Below are 17607 nucleotides of genomic sequence, written 5' to 3'. Positions count from 1 at the left end.
GCTGTTAACCCCCTTGCACGAACAGACGCTTGCGCGCCTGACGCCAGATCAGCATCATTGGTACGAGCAGAATGATAAACCAGAGCACCTGAATGCCGAGTACACTCCAAATGCCGGTGCCTTCCACTCTTCCCGTGAATACGGAACCTGGCAGATACGTGATGGCCTGAAAAGGCAATACCTTCATGATCGCGGACATCCAGCCCGGATAGAGGCTGATCGGGATGATCAGTCCGGAGAACAAGTCGACCACGACCCGTTTCATGCGCATCATGCCTTCATTGTTCTCTACAAAAAACGCAGCCAGTCCCGTAATGACATTAATCTGGGAGTTAATGAGGAAACTGAAGAACAGCATGACCAGAAATCCGATCCACGCTGAAGGCGCAGTAGGCAGTTCAACCGGGAACAGCAGGATCGCGATGAGCATGCCTGGGATCATCAGCAGCAGGAAACGGAAAACGCCCTCACCGAGACCCTGCATCATTTTGACCATAACGTAATTGATCGGCCTTATAAATTGAATCGCAATGGATCCATCACGGATATCTGCGGCAATTTCACGGTCCAGGTTGTTAAAATAAAATGCACGCGCCATCCAGGATACCGCCACATACGTGGTCATCTGAGCTGCCGTAAATCCACCCAGTTCTCCACTTCCGCCATAAATGGCTTGCCATGTAAAGTAATACACGCCAATATTCAGCGTATATATCAAAATGCCGGAATAATAATTCACCCGGTAAGCAAGCATCGTTAGAAACCGGATTCGCATAAAATCAAAAAATGCACTATTCATCTAGGATACACCCGCCGCTTCTTTCCCTGCTCCCACAATCTCGGGACGCTCGGCAGAACCGGATTGGTAGATACTCCGTACAATCTCATCGGTATTAATCTCAATAATCTGAATATCCGTAATATCAGCCTGTCCCACCACTCGGCCAAGGACATCGGACACATTGAGTTCCAGCGGAATCCAGACTGATGCGGACAACTCGTTCTCTACCGTCCAGCGTACGGGCATGGCGGCAGTCCATTCCTGCATATGGGCTATTGTGTGACCCGTGCCGAACTTGAAGCGAATCTCCCGTTCCTTGCCCCATTGGGATTTCAAGTGATCCAGACCGCCATCATAGATGATATTCCCGGCATCAAGCATGATCACTCTTGAACACAGTGCTTCGATATCCTGCAGATCGTGTGTCGTCAGCAAAATGGTTGTTCCATGTTCCTTATTCATGTCTTTCAGGAATTCACGGATCTCCGACTTGACGACAATGTCCAGACCAATGGTTGGCTCATCCAGAAAAACAATATCGGGATTGTGAAGCAATGCGGCCACCAGTTCGCAGCGCATCCGCTGCCCGAGACTGAGCTTGCGCACCGGACGATTCAGCAGATCCTGCAGCTGCAGCCGCTCAACCAGCTCATCCAGCCGTTTGCGGAAATCGGATTCGTCCACACGGTATACCTTGCGCAGCAGATGGAAGGATTCAATGACACCAATGTCCCACCATAGCTGGCTCCGCTGACCAAATACGACACCAATATTCTGTACAAATTTCTCCCGTTCCTGATACGGAACATATCCACCAACCGATATCTGCCCTGAAGTAGGCACCAAAATGCCGGTCAACATCTTGATCGTTGTTGATTTACCGGCACCGTTCTCTCCAATATATCCGCAGATTTCACCCTGTGGAATCTGAAACGAAATATCGTTCACCGCCAATACTTCCTGGTATTCGCGTTTAAACAGATCTTGAAATGCGCCCTTCAGTCCACCCCGACTTTTCTGGACGCTAAACGACTTGCGCAAATCTTTGACATCAATCGCCAGCATGATTATACCTCACTTGGATTTTGTTGAAATTGCTTGTAGCCCAAAAAGAAATTATAATGGTATCAGTCAAAATTCAGCAAGCTTTTAAAATAGCTGAAGCTGCGTCCTCTGACTGCTGTTTGGGAAGAGACGTGTACGGAAGGCTTCAGGCTATGTTACTACGGAAACTGAACTCGTTTTTTTATTTCATCTCAAATACAAAGGAGAGCTAGCATGACCAGAAAGACGAAGAGAACCATATGGATTTCTCTTGCCGCCTTTGTTCTGATCGTTGGAGGCGCAGCGGCATTTTATTTCGGTTCTATTCTCAATCAGTTGAATGGCTTGCAGAAGGAAGGCGACGAATCTCCGTTCGCCAGTATTGAAAATGTCGAAAAAGTGAATACACCGGACCCTCCAAAATGGGAAGGCACTGAAACAGTAAATATATTGGTTATGGGTGTTGATGCCCGTGGCCTCAAAGAAGGGGAAATTCCCCGTTCGGACAGCATGATGGTTGTATCGCTCGATCCACTCACCAAAAAAATCAACTTGTTCTCCATTCTACGAGACACTTACGTCGATATAGACGGATTTGGCAAGGAGCGGATTAACACCGCTATCACCCACGGACCAAATGCAGCAATGCAAGCGGCTGGCGACCTGCTGGGGATCCCTGTCCAATATTATGTGTATACCGATTTCCAAGGATTCATCAAATTGGTGGATGCCGTGGGCGGTGTGGACTTTGACGTAGAGAAGGACATGCATTATACAAGCAAAGCAGACAATAACGAGTACGACATTGATCTGAAGAAAGGCTATCAGCATCTCGATGGTGAAACAGCGCTTATGTACGTTCGTTTCCGTCATGATGCGATGTCCGACTTCGCTCGTTCCGAGCGTCAACGTGAATTCCTGAAAGCCGTAGCGGCCAAAATGCAATCCACGACAACCATTGCCAAGCTTCCTACCATTCTGGAACAGGTGAGCCCTTATGTGGATACAAACCTGACACTCTCGGATATGTGGAAGCTCGGGGGTCTTGGATATCAGAGCAGCATGAACGGCAGCGAACAAATTCCACCGATGAACATGCTGAAGGAAGAGCGGACCGCAGGTGGAGCACAAGTCCTGACGGTAACCAATGAAGAGAAATTGAAGCAGCATATTCAGGATATTATTCATCCGCCCGCTGAACCGGAAGACAGTACGACTGGAACCGAAGATAAAACAGCAAGCGGTGAAGACCAACAGTCGGAGCAACCGGCTCAGTAATGTAAACACGCAGAGGGCAGCCATTATGCTGCCCTCTCGCTGTGTTGTGTTAAAAAAGTTTGCAACAAAATTCATAGCCGAAAGGAAATAAACCCATGAACTCATCTCGTCCCCAATCCGAAATCTTATATAAAGAGGCACTTGAACATATTGTAGGCGGCGTAAACAGTCCTTCCCGCTCATTCAAAGCCGTTGGCGGAGGCGCACCCGTTTTTATGAAAAAGGCGCAAGGCGCACACTTCTGGGATGTTGACGACAACCGCTACATCGATTATCTGGCAGCGTATGGCCCCATTGTAACCGGACACGCTCATCCTCATATTACCCAAGCCATTAGTGAAGCAGCAGCAAATGGTGTGTTGTACGGTACACCAACCGAGCTTGAAATCAAGCTTGCCAAAATGCTGAAGGAAGCCATTCCCTCCATGGATAAGGTACGTTTTGTCAACTCCGGTACCGAGGCAGTGATGACTACCATCCGCGTGGCCCGCGCCTACACCAAACGCAATAAAATCGTAAAATTTGCCGGATGTTACCATGGTCACTCCGACCTGGTGCTGGTTGCTGCAGGCTCCGGCCCTTCCACCCTCGGGATTCCGGATAGTGCAGGAATTCCGACCAGCATCGCACATGAAGTGATCACGGTTCCTTATAATGATCTGGATGGCCTGAAAGATGCCCTGGAGCGCTGGGGGGATGATGTTGCAGCAGTAATGGTGGAGCCCATTGTCGGCAACTTCGGCATGGTTATGCCAGAGCCAGGCTTCCTGGAAGGTCTGTGTGCCATGACACGTGCCAACGGATCGCTTGTGATTTATGACGAAGTCATTACGGCTTTCCGTTTCCACTACGGTTCTACGCAAACGTATGCCGGGCTTGCCAATCATGCCGAGATTGAACCCGATCTGACTGCACTCGGCAAAATTATCGGTGGCGGATTGCCAATCGGAGCCTATGGCGGACGCAAGCATGTCATGGAGCAGGTTGCTCCGCTCGGACCCGCCTACCAGGCCGGAACAATGGCCGGCAATCCTGCTTCCATCTCTGCGGGTATCGCTTGTCTGGAAGTACTGCAGGGCGAAGGCGTGTATGAAGAAATGGAACGACTGGCCATCGACCTGACATCGGGTCTGCAGGCGTCTGCCGATCGTCATGGCATCGCACTGACGATCAACCGGATTCGTGGCGCTTTCTCCACACACTTCTGTGATCACCCTGTAACAAATTATGATCAAGCTCAAGATACAGACGGTGAACGGTTCGCCTCCTTCTTCCGGCATATGCTGAACCGCGGTATCAACCTGGCTCCATCGAAGTATGAAGCCTGGTTCCTGACTACAGCTCATACAGATGAGGACGTGCAGGCAACACTGGAAGCAGCTGAAGCCTCCTTCAAGGCGATGGCTCAGGAGTAGTCCTAAGATTTCAGTGAACCAGATAAAGGCGTGCAATCAGGTTGAATATTCAGCTTGGCTGCACGCCTTTTGTATTTTCGGGTCGCTTAAAAGTCATTTCACGTTTCCGCTTTGCAGCTTCACGATCTCTTCACGAATGATCCGCATGCCTTCCTCAATCCGCTGCTTCGGCACATTGGATATATTCAGCCTCAGCATTTTATCCTGCTGCGTTCCCTCAAGGTAGTAACGCTCGGTTGTACCTGCTATTACTCCCCGTTCTTCCAGCCTTGATAACAACACGCCAAGCGGCATATTGCTGGCCAATGGCAGCACGGTATGCTCCCCACCTGTTCGCGGAGCATTCGCAAAGGGACTAAACTCCGGATCGGCAGCAAGCTGCTCATGAACCTTCTGCATCCGGGCTGCATAACGACTGCGAATGACTTTCCCGTGATGTGCAAACATGCCATTGCGAATATAGACCTCCAGCGCAGCCTGAGACAGCACCGAGGTGTCGATATCCAGCATTTTTTTGTGTCCCCCAAACGAAGGAGCAAGAGCTGCGGGAAGGACCGCTACACCAATGCGCAGGCCGGGAAACAGAATTTTGGAGTAGCTTTTCAAATAGATGACCCTGCCTACCGTATCATAAGAAAATAGCGGGTCCTGTTTTGTATTTTCCTCCAGATCAGCTAAATAATCGTCCTCCACCAAGTACACGTCATATCGTTCTGCCAGCTTGATTAACCTCTTCTTCTCGGCTAAGGTCATGGATGTCCCCAGCGGATTGTGAAAGCGTGGCATGACGTAAAAGAATTTAATATCGCCTTCACCAAATTGCCGTTCCAGCGACTCCCAATCAAGACCTTCCAGCGTACGTCTTACTCCGGTAACAGGTACATTCAGGCCTTCCAGCAGGGATGGCATAAGATGATAGCTTGGTAGCTCAACCAGAACCCGTCTCTTGCCATTCGGAAAAGCCATCAGCGCCAGCACAGCGAGCGCCTGCTGCACGCCGGATGTAATAAAGAACTGTTCCGGAGGGGCAAACACCTGATAGTCGGCAAATTGCTTTTGCAGCAGGTTGATCAATGAAGGCAGCCCCCGCTCCGTACCGTACAGAAATAGCTCCGCCTGGTTGTTCTCCATGGCCTGATCTACACAATGACGAAAATCGGAATACGGAAATACCCGGGGGTCCGGAGCAGCAGAGGCAAAATCCAGTGGCCCTTTCCAATCGACATCTTCTACTCCTACTCCATTCTGTACAGCGTAATAACCCGATTGAGGAACTGCATATACCAGATGTCGCTGCTCAAGCCACTGATAGGCACGAATAGCCGTGCTTACACTGCATTGATATTGTTCAGCCAGCACACGCACTGCGGGAAGTTTAATTCCCTTGTCAATCGATTGCTGACGCCCCCGCTGCTTCTGTATCCAACGCTGCAGCGACTCCGCAATTATTTCATATTTTTTCATATAGATGATTTTCCTTTCCACATAGCTGTACCGGTACAATCTATTCTTTTCATCATTGTACCACGACTGAACTGACAGTATATTGAATGAAGCAAAGACCTTACAGCACGTGATAACAAGGGGGTTGCCTAGTCCAACCGAGATAATCAAGCTATATGGAGGAACAATATGAATACGACGCGTACCCGGGCTTATGCCTATACCGCAGCCGTAATGTATGCGGCTATCATTGGTTTATCTTTTCTATTTGTCAAAATGACCGTCAATGTGGCACACCCGATCGATGTGCTTGCACATCGATTCGCCATATCTCTTCTCGTAGTCAGCATCCCGGTCGTCCTGGGATGGATTAAAATTCGGCTCACCCTAGAGGATCTGTGGCGGATCATACCGCTAGGCCTGCTTTCTCCGGTTTTATTTTTTGCCTTTCAGGCATTTGGGCTGGTATCCTCCAATTCATCGGAGGCCGGAATCATTCAGGCCATGGCCCCTGTCTTTACCCTTATTCTGGCTTCAGTATTCTTGAAAGAACGGACATCTGTGCTGCAAAAGCTATTCCTGCTTCTTTCTGTTGCCGGAGTGGTCTTCATCTTCCTGATGAAAGGCAGCGGAATGACTTCAGGTAATTTCAAGGGAATTGCCCTGCTGCTGCTCTCTACAATTTGTTTTGCAGGGTATGGCGTGCTTGCCAGACCGCTCACCCAGAAGTATAAGCCGATGGAATTAACATGGGTTACCCTGCTCGTCGGTTGTCTTGTTTTTAACGTCTCCGCCGTCATCCGTCATTTATCCAGCGGTACGATAAGCGATTATGTAAAACCTCTCGGGGATGCATCTTATCTAGGGGCGCTGGCCTACCTGGCCATCCTCTCCACCATGATTTCGACGCTGCTGTCCAGCTATGCGTTAACCCATCTGGAAGCTTCGAAGATGAGTGTATTCAGCAACTTCTCTACCTTGATTTCCATCGCGGGTGGAGCCTGGATCTTGCATGAACCCGTCAGTGGATACCATTTTGTCGGAGCCATCCTGATTATCGCAGGTGTGCTCGGAACCAATATGAGTGGCAGAAAAAACAGGCTGGTCCGTGAAGTCAAAGCATGATACAATGTGAAAAATTGTAAACGGACGTTATCAACGATGATGAAGAGAAGTACATACGGCAGCGTGCTCCAGAGAGCCGGCGGATGGTGGAAGCCGGTGCACGGGTCGTATGGAAATGGGCTTCGGAGTTCCGAGCTGAACACGGCCTGTATCCTGTAATCGGGGTGCAGGACGGTAAGTAGGTAAGGCGGCATGTTCAGCCGTTATCCAAGGACAGGATATCGATCAATAGATATGCTGGTTCAGGTCTGGTTTTTCAATCAGCCTGACCATAAATCTTGATCCGTATCTCTAAGCGGGCCGCAACCAGCGGCCAATTAAGGTGGCACCGCGAAGCATAAGCTTCGTCCTTCTGTTCTGTTCCCTCACGGGAATCAGGATGAAGGACGAGGCTTTTTTTTGATATCTGCATACTGTAACAGGCTGAAAGGGGGTGATGGTCGTGGAAGACGGCTGGTGGCGTCAGCAGATTAGGATGCTCGAACAATTACAAAATCAAAGGAGAATGAACTATGAATATGAACAAGGATGTTATTTTAACTGGAGACCGGACCACAGGGCAGCTTCATCTCGGCCATTACGTGGGCAGCCTGCGCAGCCGGGTGCAATTGCAAAGTGAGTACAAAACATATATTTTACTGGCAGATGTGCAGGCCTTAACCACCCACTATGATCAGCCAGGATTGATTGCAGACAGTGTCCTTCAAGTGACTCTCGATTATCTCGCTGTAGGTATTGATCCTAACCAAGCCACGCTGTTCATCCAATCCATGATTCCGGAAATTGCAGAATTAACGGTGATCTTCTCCATGTTTGTCACCGTGAACACGCTTCGGCACAACCCTACCATCAAAACGGAGGCGCGTGACCGCGGCTATACGGATCTATACTACGGTTTCCTGGGCTATCCGGTCAGTCAGGCTGCTGATATTGCATTCTGTAAAGCGACGCTCGTTCCAGCAGGCGAGGACCAGATTCCACATGTCGAGACTGCACGCAAACTGGTCCGCAGATTTAATGAGCTCTACGCTCCGGTCCTGCCTGAACCACGCATTTTGACTGGTGAGCGCCTTGGCGGGCTCGATGGCATCGGCAAAATGAGCAAAAGCATGGGCAACGCCATCTCCTTAAATGCGAGTCCGGAAGATGTGCATGCCAAACTGGCCAAGGCCAAGACCGATCCTGCACGTGTCCATCGTACCGATCCAGGCCATCCCGATATCTGCCCGGTATTTGCATACCATCAATTATTCCGGAAAGAGCACGCTGAAGAGATTCATGCCAGCTGCAGCCAGGGCTCCATTGGATGCAGAGATTGCAAGCAGTTTGCAGGTGCTGCGATTAATGAACTGCTTGCCCCTTTTCGAGAACGGCGGAACCATTATGAGCAACGAGGGGACGAGGTCAAAGAAATTCTGGTTGAGGGCACCCGCCAAGCCCGCAAAGTCGCACGGGAAACGATGCTCGAAATACGGGAGGCCATGGGTATCCGTTACTTTGATTTGTAAGCATAACGATGAAGTTAGATATCAGGATGAGATAAAACATCATGAACTACAGGCCCGCCTGTATGAAGAGAACCAATCACGTTAACACTGCTGAGGACAGTCTATCGCGAAAAGGGGACCCCTCAGCATGAAACCTAGACAGCCTTCTTTTTTGCAAGCCATGATGTTAATCATGTTATCCGTTGGTCTGATTAGCCACGTCCTGATCATTCCTGCCTTGTTAAGTGCGGCGAAAAGAGACTCCTGGATTTCCGTCCTGATATCGGCAGGACCCTATCTTGTATTTGCGCTCATGCTTGCCTATGTCTCCCGTTTTCTTCAGCATCAAACCTTGCACGAATGGCTGACTTCCCATCTGGGCAAGCCTCTGGGCTTCATCCTTCGGATCGGAAACAGCCTCTTTTTCCTGTCTGTCATCTATTTCACCCTGCATGATACCACCACGTGGGCCAAAACCAATTACCTGACAGAGACACCGATACTAGTTACTAGCATTGCCCTGATGTCCCTAAGTGCTTATGCAGCCTATAAAGGGATGCGATCTCTGGCGTTTACAGCTGGATTAATTCTGCCACTTGTTGTGATACTTGGATTCTATGTCGCCATCGTAAATACCCAATACAAGGATTACAGCCGTCTGCTTCCCGTACTCGAACAGGGCTGGCAGCCCGTTTTCCATGGCATGATGTACAGTCTTTCAGGCATGTTTGAGCTGCTCTTTATCTGGTACATCCAGCCCCATTTGGCTAAACGAATCCGTATATGGCAGTATCTTATGCTCGCATTTATCATTATTGGGCTGACACTTGGCCCACTTATTGGTGCAATCGTAGAATTTAATCCTTTTGAAGCGGCCAAGATGCGTTATCCCGCTTTTGAGGAATGGCGAATTGCCTCCTTGGGCAAATACATTGCACAGACGGATTTCTTTTCCATCTATCAGTGGCTTGCCGGTTCATTCACCCGAATCAGTCTCGCCATGTATATTGTGGTAGAAATTTGGAATATTAAAAGCGCCTCCAGAAGGTTAATCAGCATGGTTACAATCGCTGTTTTGTTTATTCTTTCCATGCTGTACCGATTGGACGATATGACATTTGAGAAAATGCTTGTTGACTATATTTTCCCATTCAATCTCATCTATCTAAGCGGATTAGCCATTATCGCAACCACCGTAGCATTCATCAGTTCACGCCATCAGAGGAGGAAACATCATGGAGCACCCAGCGATTGACATTACGTCCCATGAAACACTGCTTGCCTCTTTGAAAAAACAATTCGATCCTTGTGCGGATGTCGTTATTCAGACTTTTCCTGCCAAAGATGAAACCGATAAGTCGGTCATTATGCTATATTGTGACGGCTTGACCGATGGTAAACAAATTAACCAGTTCATTATTCCCCGGCTGGAAGAGCATTCTTTGCTTATCGAAGAAGCCCATCCCAAAGAATTGGGATTAACACTGAATCCGATAGATGATCTTACAGATGCAGAAAATATAAACCTTCTGATTTTCAGTGGACAATTACTGCTTATTTTCGGAGACGGTGAACAATCCTGCAGTCTGGATATTGCGAGTATACCTGGGAGAAACCCTGAGGAATCCGCTATTGAGTCATCGGTCAAAGGGCCTCGTGATGGATTCACCGAAGAATTAAGCGTAAATATTGCACTCATTCGCAAACGAATGAAAACCTCTTCCATGTGTTACGAAAAATATGTAAAGGGCGGCCGAACCCAGACCTCTATTGGCCTCTTGTATGTGAGAGACATTATTAATCCCGAAATTCTGAAGGAAGCTCGCAAAAACCTGGACGAGATTGAAATCGATGGCATTCTTGGTACTTCCGTTATGGAACGGTCCATCATGGGAGGCATCCGCAGCATTTTCCCTCTCACTGATAACACAGAGCGACCCGATTATGTCGTAGACTCACTCTTAAATGGTCGTTTTGCTGTTCTGATTGAGGGTTCACCAGTGGCCATCATTGCCCCAACAACCCTGTTTAATCAGTTGAAATCACCGGAAGACGAAAGTACGCCATTTTTTATTGTGACTTTTGAACGGATTTTGAGGATCTCGGGACTGCTAATCGCCTGCTTTTTTCCAGCCTTCTATATCGGTTTAACCAGCTTTAATGTGGAGCAGATCCCTTTACCGCTTCTGGCAACCATTGCTGGAACACGAATGGGCTTGCCCTTGCCAGTGACACTGGAGGCATTTCTGATGATCTTTATGTTCGAGCTATTCAACGAAGCAGGCCGTAGACTGCCGCGAGCACTGGGCCAGACTGTCAGCGTGGTAGGTGGACTCATCATTGGTGATGCAGCTATTCGTGCCGGAATTACTTCCCCGACCATCATTGTATCCGTGGCTATCTCGGTCATTTCCAGCTACATTTTGGTGAATACGGTACTCAGTGGAGCTACAGCCCAGGTTCGTATCGGAATGCTGGTCATGTCGTCCCTCCTTGGATTGTTCGGTTTCATGATTGGACTATTTGCTCTACTGGTACATCTCGTTTCCTTGGAATGTTATGGCGTATCCTATCTGTCCCCCGTATCTCCCTATATTCCCGGTGACTTCACCCAATCCGTATCCATGCGTCCTTCCTTGAAAAGGACCAAACGCCCGGCAGCACTCCATACTCAGGACTCTACCCGGCGGAGGAAAGGTTCGTGAACAGATGGATCTCCCTGGGGGGCTTGCTTATAAGCTGCATGGTCCTGCTGACGGGTTGCTGGGATTCCAAAGAGGTCCAGAGCATCAACTTTATCACGGGAATCGGGATAGATTACGAGGATAATAAATATATCGCTTATGCCCAACTGATCGATTTCTCAGGTATTGCCAAGCAAGAGGGCCCAACTTCACGGCAAGAAAGCGATATCTGGATTGGGCGAGGCGAAGGCACAACGTTAAATATGGCTATTAATGACCTCTACCAAACTTCACAGCAACAAACCTTATGGACCCATGTAAAAGCAATCGTTTTATCCAAAAACGCCCTGAACGGAAGGCTGGAAGATATTTTTAATACACTGCTGCATTCCGGTGAGCTAAGATATACACCTTGGATTTACGGTACAGAACAGAGCATATCCGATGTTCTTGCTCCCGCTGCCCTGCTAAACCAATCGACCCAGACCATTGAGCTATTTGAGCCGATTAAGCTGTATAAGCAGTACTCTTCCTTCGAACCGATCCGTCTTCATCAGCTTCTTGATGGGTTTCGTGAGCCCGCTTCGGTCATCCTGTTACCATCAATAACGAACAGGAACCAAACCTGGTTTAATGGAGATGATAATCCTCCTCTAATTAAAACGGATGGATTTTTTGTCATTTCAAACGGCGTCAATCAAGGTAAAGTGGCCGGTGAGGAAGCCAATGGTACCCGATTCGTTAATTATGATCACGTCCACCAGTATCCATTGTACGTTTACAAGAATGGAGGTAAAACTCCTGCTCTCTCTCTTAGGCTCCATGACCCGCATACCAAAATTTCAGCAAGAAAGGAAGGAAGCGGGATCACCTTCGACCTCGTTACTTCGGCAAAAGCCATCATCGTTGAAGAACATGATCCTCACCAGTCTCCCCAAGCGATGGAGGAAGCAGCCGGGAAACAGATTGAGTCCGAAATTCGTGATACGTTCGAAAAAACCAAATCACGCCAGATCGATTCCTACGGTCTAGTGGAACATCTGTATCGTCATGATCTCGCTCTATGGAAAGAGCAGGTTCAGAACCGGGCAGATCCGATCAAACACTTCAAACTTGGAAAAGTGAAAGTCCATGTGAAAATAATTAATGCCAGCACATACAAATACACGGAGTAAAATGTGAAAAGACGACGAGCCACCTGCAGCAGTTGCAAGGTGGCTCGTCGTCTTGGCATGAAAATTTAAGTCAGCGGAAAAGCCATGACACTCATCAGTGCCAGTTCAGGCTGGGTGGTATCCAGCCGACTATACTGGATGATGACGGGAACATTGCTGGAAACGGTGATGGCATACGGGACACCCGCAGGAATAGACTGATCTCCGGAATGAAGAGATGCCGTACGGATGTGCTTGGTCCTTCTTCCCGGCACGCTTGCTTCGATGTTCTCGATCGGTTCTCTGTCTTCAAAGAAGATGGTTATATCAAGTTCTGCCTGCTCCTGACCGGTATTGAGAACACAAATGCTCTCATGACTCTCCAGCGAGCCCCGACTATCTGGCGGTATGTATCCGTCTGGAATAACCCAATAGGTGTGGCCTGTCGGCACTGCTGCCTCACGCTTTGCCAAACGGGCTGCTTCAGTATGCTCTCTTGTCATACGTGATCCTCCTCTATGACTTATGATGTTTAACTGCCTAGAGCTGCGCAGCTGACACTTAACAGATATATCGTCGCTCAAACGCTGAATGCTCCGGCATCCTTCCCATCTTCTCTTCCAGGCAGAGATAACTGTTCGGACGCAGACGCTTCGGTGCAGAGTCTCTTACTCTCAGGCTACCTCAAAAACATTTGCAGCGGCTGCAGCCTTAGCTCACGGATAGCTTCCCCTACCTGTGCGGCAAGGCGCCGTCCGCCGCGTTCCTGAAAGTGCGTGTTATCCTCTACGCCTGCCGGGAAGTTCAAATACTCACCCGGAAGCACCCACATGAAATCTTCCTTGGTGCCTTCGATCCCCGCCTGTTCAAACAGAATACGGCTGCGCTCAGCGAGGTCAATCACCGGAACATCTTCCTCTTGCGCCAGCTCTCTTACGGCGACAATGTAATCACCGTGTGTATCGGTCAGCGTGCCATCGTCCGTGAAATAACGCCGGTGAACGGGCGTCACTAGTACCGGTCGAGCACCGGCCCCGCGGGCTGCATCGATATACTTTTTCAAATATTCCTTATAGGTTGTGAATGGATCCGTCCCCCGCTCCGGGTCCGGCTTCTCATCATTATGTCCGAATTGGATAAACAAGAAGTCCTCCGGCTTGATATGCTTCATTATCGCATCCAATCGGCCTTCATCGATGAAGCTGCGCGAGCTTCGTCCCGACTGTGCGTGATTATCAACGGCAACATCGTGCTTGAATTGGGCTGGCAGCAGCTGTCCCCAGCCACAGTATGGGTACCCGCTCTCCGGCTGATCCGTCACCGTGGAATCTCCCGCCAAGAATACGGTCATCGTCTGATTGGCAAGCGTAATCTCCAAAGCGTTGATCCGCGGGGCCGGACCGGAGAAGGAAAGACGAAGCCTTCCGCCTCTGACCACAACCGAAAATCTGACCTCGGCACATTGTCCCGGCAGAGTACGAATTGTTGGCACCATCAATCTGCCTTCACCAGCCTTGACTCTGGTGACCGTTTCAGCCAGTTCATCTCCGGCAATGAGCAGTACCTGATAAGTGCCGTCCGGGACATCAACGATAAACGATGCCTTGAGTGGAATACAGAAGCTTGAACGCAATCGGGCAGACACATTGGCCTGCCCCGAGTACTCCTGATTTTGCTGTACACTCCGATCTTCTGTCTCACCATAGCGCTGTTTCTCATAAACAAGGGAATCCGGCTCAAAACCGTAACCGGTCATATTCCCGTAGATGCTGCCGGCTGACACTTTCTGGTACCCTTCAACCCCCTCACCCGGGCCGAAGTCGAATTTCCAATGCGTAATAATCTCTTCCTTGTGGGCCGCTGCCTCCGTGGCAACGGCTTGATTACCCAGAGCCTTATCCAATAGGAACAACCTCCCTGTTCAGCATTTTGGATGAAGTGTTAATCCAGTGAAAGAAGTTATTATCCTTTCAGTCCGCTCGTGCTCATGCCCTGTACAATTTGTTTCTGGAAAATGAAGAATACGGCTACAACCGGAATCAGACTGACGATGGACATGGCGAACATCGCTCCCCAGTTGGAGGCTGATTCGCTATCCAGGAACATTTTGAGCGCCATGGATACCGTATATTTATCCGGTGAGTTCAGATATAGTACCGGCCCCAGAAGATCCTCCCATCTCCAGTAGAAGGAGAAGATTGCGGCAGTCGCGAGCGAGGACTTAATCAGCGGCATGATAATCTGAATGTACAATCTGAATTTGTTACATCCATCAATGGTTGCCGCTTCATCCAGCTCTTTCGGAATCGTACGAATGAACTGTACCATCAGGAAAATGAAGAACGGCATTCCGAAGAATGTAGGTACAACAATGGGGAGAATCGTATTCAACCAGCCCAGCTTCGTAAAGATAATGTATTGCGGAACCAACACCACGTCATGTGGCAGCATCAGAGTCAACATCATCAGGGAGAACCAGAAGCTGCGGCCCCTGAAGTTCAGTCTGGCAAAACCGAAGGCGATAAGCGACGAGGATAATACTGCACCGATGGTAGAAATGACTACGATAACGAGTGAATTGGTGATGTAGTCCATAAACGGTCTTCCGCCCGCGCCTTTCCAGCCATCGACATAGTTGCTCCAGATCCACTCTGCTGGGAAAAGGGACTCCGCAGTAACGAAGATGGTGCGGCTCTCCTTGAATGAACTGAACAACATCCAAAGCACCGGATAAAGCATCAGGAGGGCTAACGCTGCAACGAACAGGTGATAAATCGGCCACTTTACATTTTTCCAAACCATCGTTACTTCCCTCCTTCAGATTCATAGAACACCCAGAACTTGGATGTCAGGAACACGGCTACAGTGAGGATACCGATCATGATAAGCATAATCCAGGCCATTGCTGAAGCATAACCCATATTGTTAAACATAAAGGCCTGACGGAACAGATACAGCGAGTAGAGCATTGTACCGTCCATTGGACCACCCTCTCCTTTGGAGATGATGTATGCAGGCACAAAGGTCATGAAGGCACCGATGGTTTGCATGATCAGGTTGAACAGGATGATTGGACTAAGCAGCGGTAAGGTGATGCTAAAGAACTTGCGTATCGGATTGGCGCCATCCACCCCTGCTGCCTCATACATCTCAGGAGAGATATTTTTAAGGCCTGCCAGAAAGATCAACATGGAGGAACCGAACTGCCAGACGGACAGCGAGATCAACATGACCAGGGACGCATCGGGATCACCGAACCAGCTGATTGGCCCGATTCCGATAGCGGTTAATGCACTGTTGATAACCCCTTCATTACTGAAAAGGTTACGCCACATGATCGACACCGCCACACTACCACCAATAATGGATGGGAGGTAATACAACGTACGGTACGTTCCGACCATACGGGAACCGGTATTCAGGATCATGGCAACGAAGAGTGCGAAGACCAGTCTCAGAGGAACACCAATGAATACATACAGGAATGTTACCTTAACCGTGTTCCAATACTTCGGGTCTTCAAAAAACATTTTGGTGTAGTTGTCCATCCCAATCCACCGGGGAGAAGTGAACAGGTTATAACTTGTGAACGACATATATAGGGACACAAACATCGGGATCAGCGTAAAGCCCAGAAATCCGATAATAAACGGACTAATAAATGCGTACCCGGTCAGGTTTCTGCGCAACGACGAATACTGCCTCAATGGAATGAACCTCCTTTATTGATCTGCCTGCTTCCGACAAACGGGGGATTAACAGTTGGACGGGGAAAGGCCCCCGCGGTTAGCGAGCAGCCCCAGTCCCGTCATCCCGGGTGGGATGAGCAAGCAATCATTCAACTGTTATTTATTGTTGGCCAGAACCGCTTCGGCGTTTTTACGGAATGTCTCCGCAGCCTGTTCCGGTGTAATTCTGCCAAAATTCAATTCCTCAACAGCATCTGCCAGAGACGCAATGACTTCAGGTGAACCCACTGGTGGTGGCGGGCTCATTGGTGATGCTTTTGGCTCCATGGCTGCTACAAAGTCAAATACCTGCTTCGTTGGCTCACTCAGTTCAGGTGCAATGGCATCCTTGATTGCGCCGGAGATCGGCACACCGCGCTCACCCTTGATCAGCTTGTTGGCTTCCACGTCGTTCACCCAGAAATCAATGAATTTCGCGGCTTCTTCCTTCACTTTCGAGTTCGAAGTGACTGCCCAGTACATACTTGGCTGCATGTAGAGACCCTTCTCCATGTCCGGTCCAGGCATTGGAGCAAACTCCAGTGGACGGTTAGCAACTTGCTGTACGGCTACGAACTGGTTGGACCATTGCCAGATTCCGATCCCTTTGCCTTTGACCAGATCGGATTCCTCAATAATCCCCTTCGTCTGGTTAGCGATATCCGGTGAAGGTGCCGCTCCTTGTTCGATCATGCGACGCATCAAACCGAAAAACTCGACAAACAGTTTATCATCGTCATATCCAAGTCCTGTACCTTCAGCATTGTAAAGTGACAAGCCTTTGGTCCGCAGGAAATAGTGGAAGAAAATATCCGGAGCTACCCCGCCATCCAAGTACAGTCCTTTTTCTGCGGTTTGTTTACCCAGTGCTTCGTATGACTCCCAAGTTAGATTTTCCGGGAATGTATCTACTCCTGCCTTTTTGAGCAGTTCCGGGTCATAATGGAAACCGAGTACGTTAACCCCGGCAGGTACACCATACTGCTTGCCGTTGATTACGCCAGTACTGATGACGTTTTCGGAAACATCATCCACCTTGATCTGATTGCCGAGGTAAGGAGCCAGATCTTCCAGCTGACCATTTTGTGCATATTGGCTGATGTAGGAAATATCCATCTGTACAATGTCTGGCAGCTGATTCGCTGCTGCTTGTGGAGCGAGCTTCTTCCAGTAGTCATCAAAGGAGGCGTACTCGACGTCAATCTTGACGTTCGGATTTTTCTCTTTGTACAAGTCAATGACCTTCTGCGTGTATTCATGACGTGTATCCGAGCCCCACCACGCGATACGCAGCGTCACCGAGCCATCCGCGGATGTTCCTCCCGAATCTCCATCTGAGCTGCACGCCGCCGTAAATACCAGCAGCATTGCCATCATCAGGAATATTGCCTTTTTCACCATGCCAATCTCCCCTTTTTGTGTGGATATGGTTATGTGAACGGGTTATCCTTACCTTTCTGATAACGCT

Annotated in this window: 15 protein-coding genes and 1 other annotated feature; of the genes, 7 read left to right on the top strand and 8 right to left on the bottom strand. The window is 49.1% G+C overall.

Annotation, left to right across the window (positions count from 1 at the left end; all coding sequences use genetic code 11):
• Nucleotides 1-4: 4 nt before the first annotated feature.
• Together AC3RCI_RS03395 and AC3RCI_RS03390 are read right to left on the bottom strand one after the other, a co-directional pair.
• Entirely contained in the window at nt 5-799 is a 795-nt protein-coding gene (locus AC3RCI_RS03395) for an ABC transporter permease (RefSeq protein WP_336784273.1), read from the bottom strand.
• Nucleotides 800-1846 (bottom strand): ABC transporter ATP-binding protein, encoded by a 1047-nt coding sequence (locus AC3RCI_RS03390; protein ID WP_336784274.1) that lies wholly within the window; start codon nt 1844-1846, stop codon nt 800-802. It abuts the gene before it with no gap.
• 213 nt (nt 1847-2059) lie between these two features.
• Here AC3RCI_RS03390 and AC3RCI_RS03385 point away from each other — a divergent pair, with 213 nt between their 5' ends.
• Nucleotides 2060-3103 carry an LCP family protein gene (locus tag AC3RCI_RS03385; RefSeq protein ID WP_127540692.1) on the top strand — a complete coding sequence of 348 codons (1044 nt, stop codon included), beginning with the start codon at nt 2060-2062 and terminating at the stop codon, nt 3101-3103.
• Nucleotides 3104-3198: 95 nt separating this feature from the next.
• Nucleotides 3199-4518, top strand: a complete 1320-nt coding sequence (locus AC3RCI_RS03380; RefSeq protein ID WP_127540695.1) for a glutamate-1-semialdehyde 2,1-aminomutase — start codon at nt 3199-3201, stop codon at nt 4516-4518.
• 93 nt (nt 4519-4611) lie between these two features.
• On the opposite strand, the gene AC3RCI_RS03375 is transcribed toward AC3RCI_RS03380, so the two are convergent.
• The gene (locus tag AC3RCI_RS03375) at nt 4612-5982 is read right to left on the bottom strand and encodes an aminotransferase-like domain-containing protein (protein WP_336784275.1); all 1371 of its coding nucleotides are present in this window, start codon (nt 5980-5982) and stop codon (nt 4612-4614) included.
• Nucleotides 5983-6150: 168 nt separating this feature from the next.
• Between AC3RCI_RS03375 and AC3RCI_RS03370 the strand changes: the two genes are divergently transcribed.
• The 5 genes from AC3RCI_RS03370 (at nt 6151) to AC3RCI_RS03350 (ending at nt 12432) form a co-directional block, all read left to right on the top strand.
• Nucleotides 6151-7086, top strand: a complete 936-nt coding sequence (locus AC3RCI_RS03370) for a DMT family transporter (protein WP_492473859.1) — start codon at nt 6151-6153, stop codon at nt 7084-7086.
• A 27-nt stretch (nt 7087-7113) separates the two neighbouring features.
• Nucleotides 7114-7441 (top strand) — a binding site (T-box leader).
• Nucleotides 7442-7598: 157 nt separating this feature from the next.
• Nucleotides 7599-8594, top strand: coding sequence for a tryptophan--tRNA ligase (trpS, locus tag AC3RCI_RS03365; protein ID WP_492527520.1), 996 nt, complete (start codon nt 7599-7601; stop codon nt 8592-8594).
• A gap of 127 nt (nt 8595-8721) precedes the next feature.
• The gene (locus AC3RCI_RS03360; protein WP_492527519.1) at nt 8722-9828 is read left to right on the top strand and encodes a GerAB/ArcD/ProY family transporter; all 1107 of its coding nucleotides are present in this window, start codon (nt 8722-8724) and stop codon (nt 9826-9828) included.
• Nucleotides 9809-11278: a spore germination protein gene (locus AC3RCI_RS03355; protein WP_336784279.1), complete on the top strand. Its 1470-nt coding sequence runs from the start codon at nt 9809-9811 to the stop codon at nt 11276-11278. The genes AC3RCI_RS03360 and AC3RCI_RS03355 overlap by 20 nt, the downstream gene beginning before the upstream one ends.
• A complete protein-coding gene (locus AC3RCI_RS03350; RefSeq protein ID WP_492527518.1) occupies nt 11275-12432 on the top strand; it encodes a Ger(x)C family spore germination protein in 1158 nt (385 codons plus the stop codon). Before AC3RCI_RS03355 ends, AC3RCI_RS03350 begins: the two co-directional genes overlap by 4 nt.
• A gap of 65 nt (nt 12433-12497) precedes the next feature.
• On the opposite strand, the gene AC3RCI_RS03345 is transcribed toward AC3RCI_RS03350, so the two are convergent.
• From AC3RCI_RS03345 to AC3RCI_RS03325, 5 genes are all read right to left on the bottom strand, one after another.
• The gene (locus AC3RCI_RS03345; RefSeq protein ID WP_336784281.1) at nt 12498-12914 is read right to left on the bottom strand and encodes a sensory rhodopsin transducer; all 417 of its coding nucleotides are present in this window, start codon (nt 12912-12914) and stop codon (nt 12498-12500) included.
• A gap of 176 nt (nt 12915-13090) precedes the next feature.
• The gene (locus AC3RCI_RS03340; protein ID WP_492529783.1) at nt 13091-14254 is read right to left on the bottom strand and encodes a rhamnogalacturonan acetylesterase; all 1164 of its coding nucleotides are present in this window, start codon (nt 14252-14254) and stop codon (nt 13091-13093) included.
• Between the two features lie 119 nt (nt 14255-14373).
• The gene (locus tag AC3RCI_RS03335) at nt 14374-15213 is read right to left on the bottom strand and encodes a carbohydrate ABC transporter permease (RefSeq protein ID WP_095293181.1); all 840 of its coding nucleotides are present in this window, start codon (nt 15211-15213) and stop codon (nt 14374-14376) included.
• Nucleotides 15214-15215: 2 nt separating this feature from the next.
• A complete protein-coding gene (locus tag AC3RCI_RS03330; protein ID WP_492527517.1) occupies nt 15216-16118 on the bottom strand; it encodes a carbohydrate ABC transporter permease in 903 nt (300 codons plus the stop codon).
• A 138-nt stretch (nt 16119-16256) separates the two neighbouring features.
• Complete coding sequence (locus tag AC3RCI_RS03325; RefSeq protein ID WP_492527516.1) at nt 16257-17540, bottom strand: ABC transporter substrate-binding protein; 1284 nt, start codon at nt 17538-17540, stop codon at nt 16257-16259.
• Nucleotides 17541-17607: the final 67 nt, after the last annotated feature.

It is taken from the genome of Paenibacillus sp. MT124 (genome assembly GCF_058792755.1).
The sequence above is the reverse complement of the archived record's forward strand: the minus strand, read 5'-3'. Positions and strand labels throughout refer to the sequence as shown.

Excerpts from the sequence above, each read along its gene's own strand:
- AC3RCI_RS03390 (WP_336784274.1), bottom strand. The coding sequence starts at position 1,846 with ATGCTGGCGATTGATGTCAAAGATTTGCGCAAGTCGTTTAGCGTCCAG.
- AC3RCI_RS03355 (WP_336784279.1), top strand. The coding sequence starts at position 9,809 with ATGGAGCACCCAGCGATTGACATTACGTCCCATGAAACACTGCTTGCC.
- AC3RCI_RS03395 (WP_336784273.1), bottom strand. The coding sequence starts at position 799 with ATGAATAGTGCATTTTTTGATTTTATGCGAATCCGGTTTCTAACGATG.
- AC3RCI_RS03345 (WP_336784281.1), bottom strand. The coding sequence starts at position 12,914 with ATGACAAGAGAGCATACTGAAGCAGCCCGTTTGGCAAAGCGTGAGGCA.
- AC3RCI_RS03370 (WP_492473859.1), top strand. The coding sequence starts at position 6,151 with ATGAATACGACGCGTACCCGGGCTTATGCCTATACCGCAGCCGTAATG.
- AC3RCI_RS03375 (WP_336784275.1), bottom strand. The coding sequence starts at position 5,982 with ATGAAAAAATATGAAATAATTGCGGAGTCGCTGCAGCGTTGGATACAG.
- AC3RCI_RS03380 (WP_127540695.1), top strand. The coding sequence starts at position 3,199 with ATGAACTCATCTCGTCCCCAATCCGAAATCTTATATAAAGAGGCACTT.
- AC3RCI_RS03360 (WP_492527519.1), top strand. The coding sequence starts at position 8,722 with ATGAAACCTAGACAGCCTTCTTTTTTGCAAGCCATGATGTTAATCATG.
- AC3RCI_RS03325 (WP_492527516.1), bottom strand. The coding sequence starts at position 17,540 with ATGGTGAAAAAGGCAATATTCCTGATGATGGCAATGCTGCTGGTATTT.
- trpS (WP_492527520.1), top strand. The coding sequence starts at position 7,599 with ATGAATATGAACAAGGATGTTATTTTAACTGGAGACCGGACCACAGGG.
- AC3RCI_RS03335 (WP_095293181.1), bottom strand. The coding sequence starts at position 15,213 with ATGGTTTGGAAAAATGTAAAGTGGCCGATTTATCACCTGTTCGTTGCA.
- AC3RCI_RS03385 (WP_127540692.1), top strand. The coding sequence starts at position 2,060 with ATGACCAGAAAGACGAAGAGAACCATATGGATTTCTCTTGCCGCCTTT.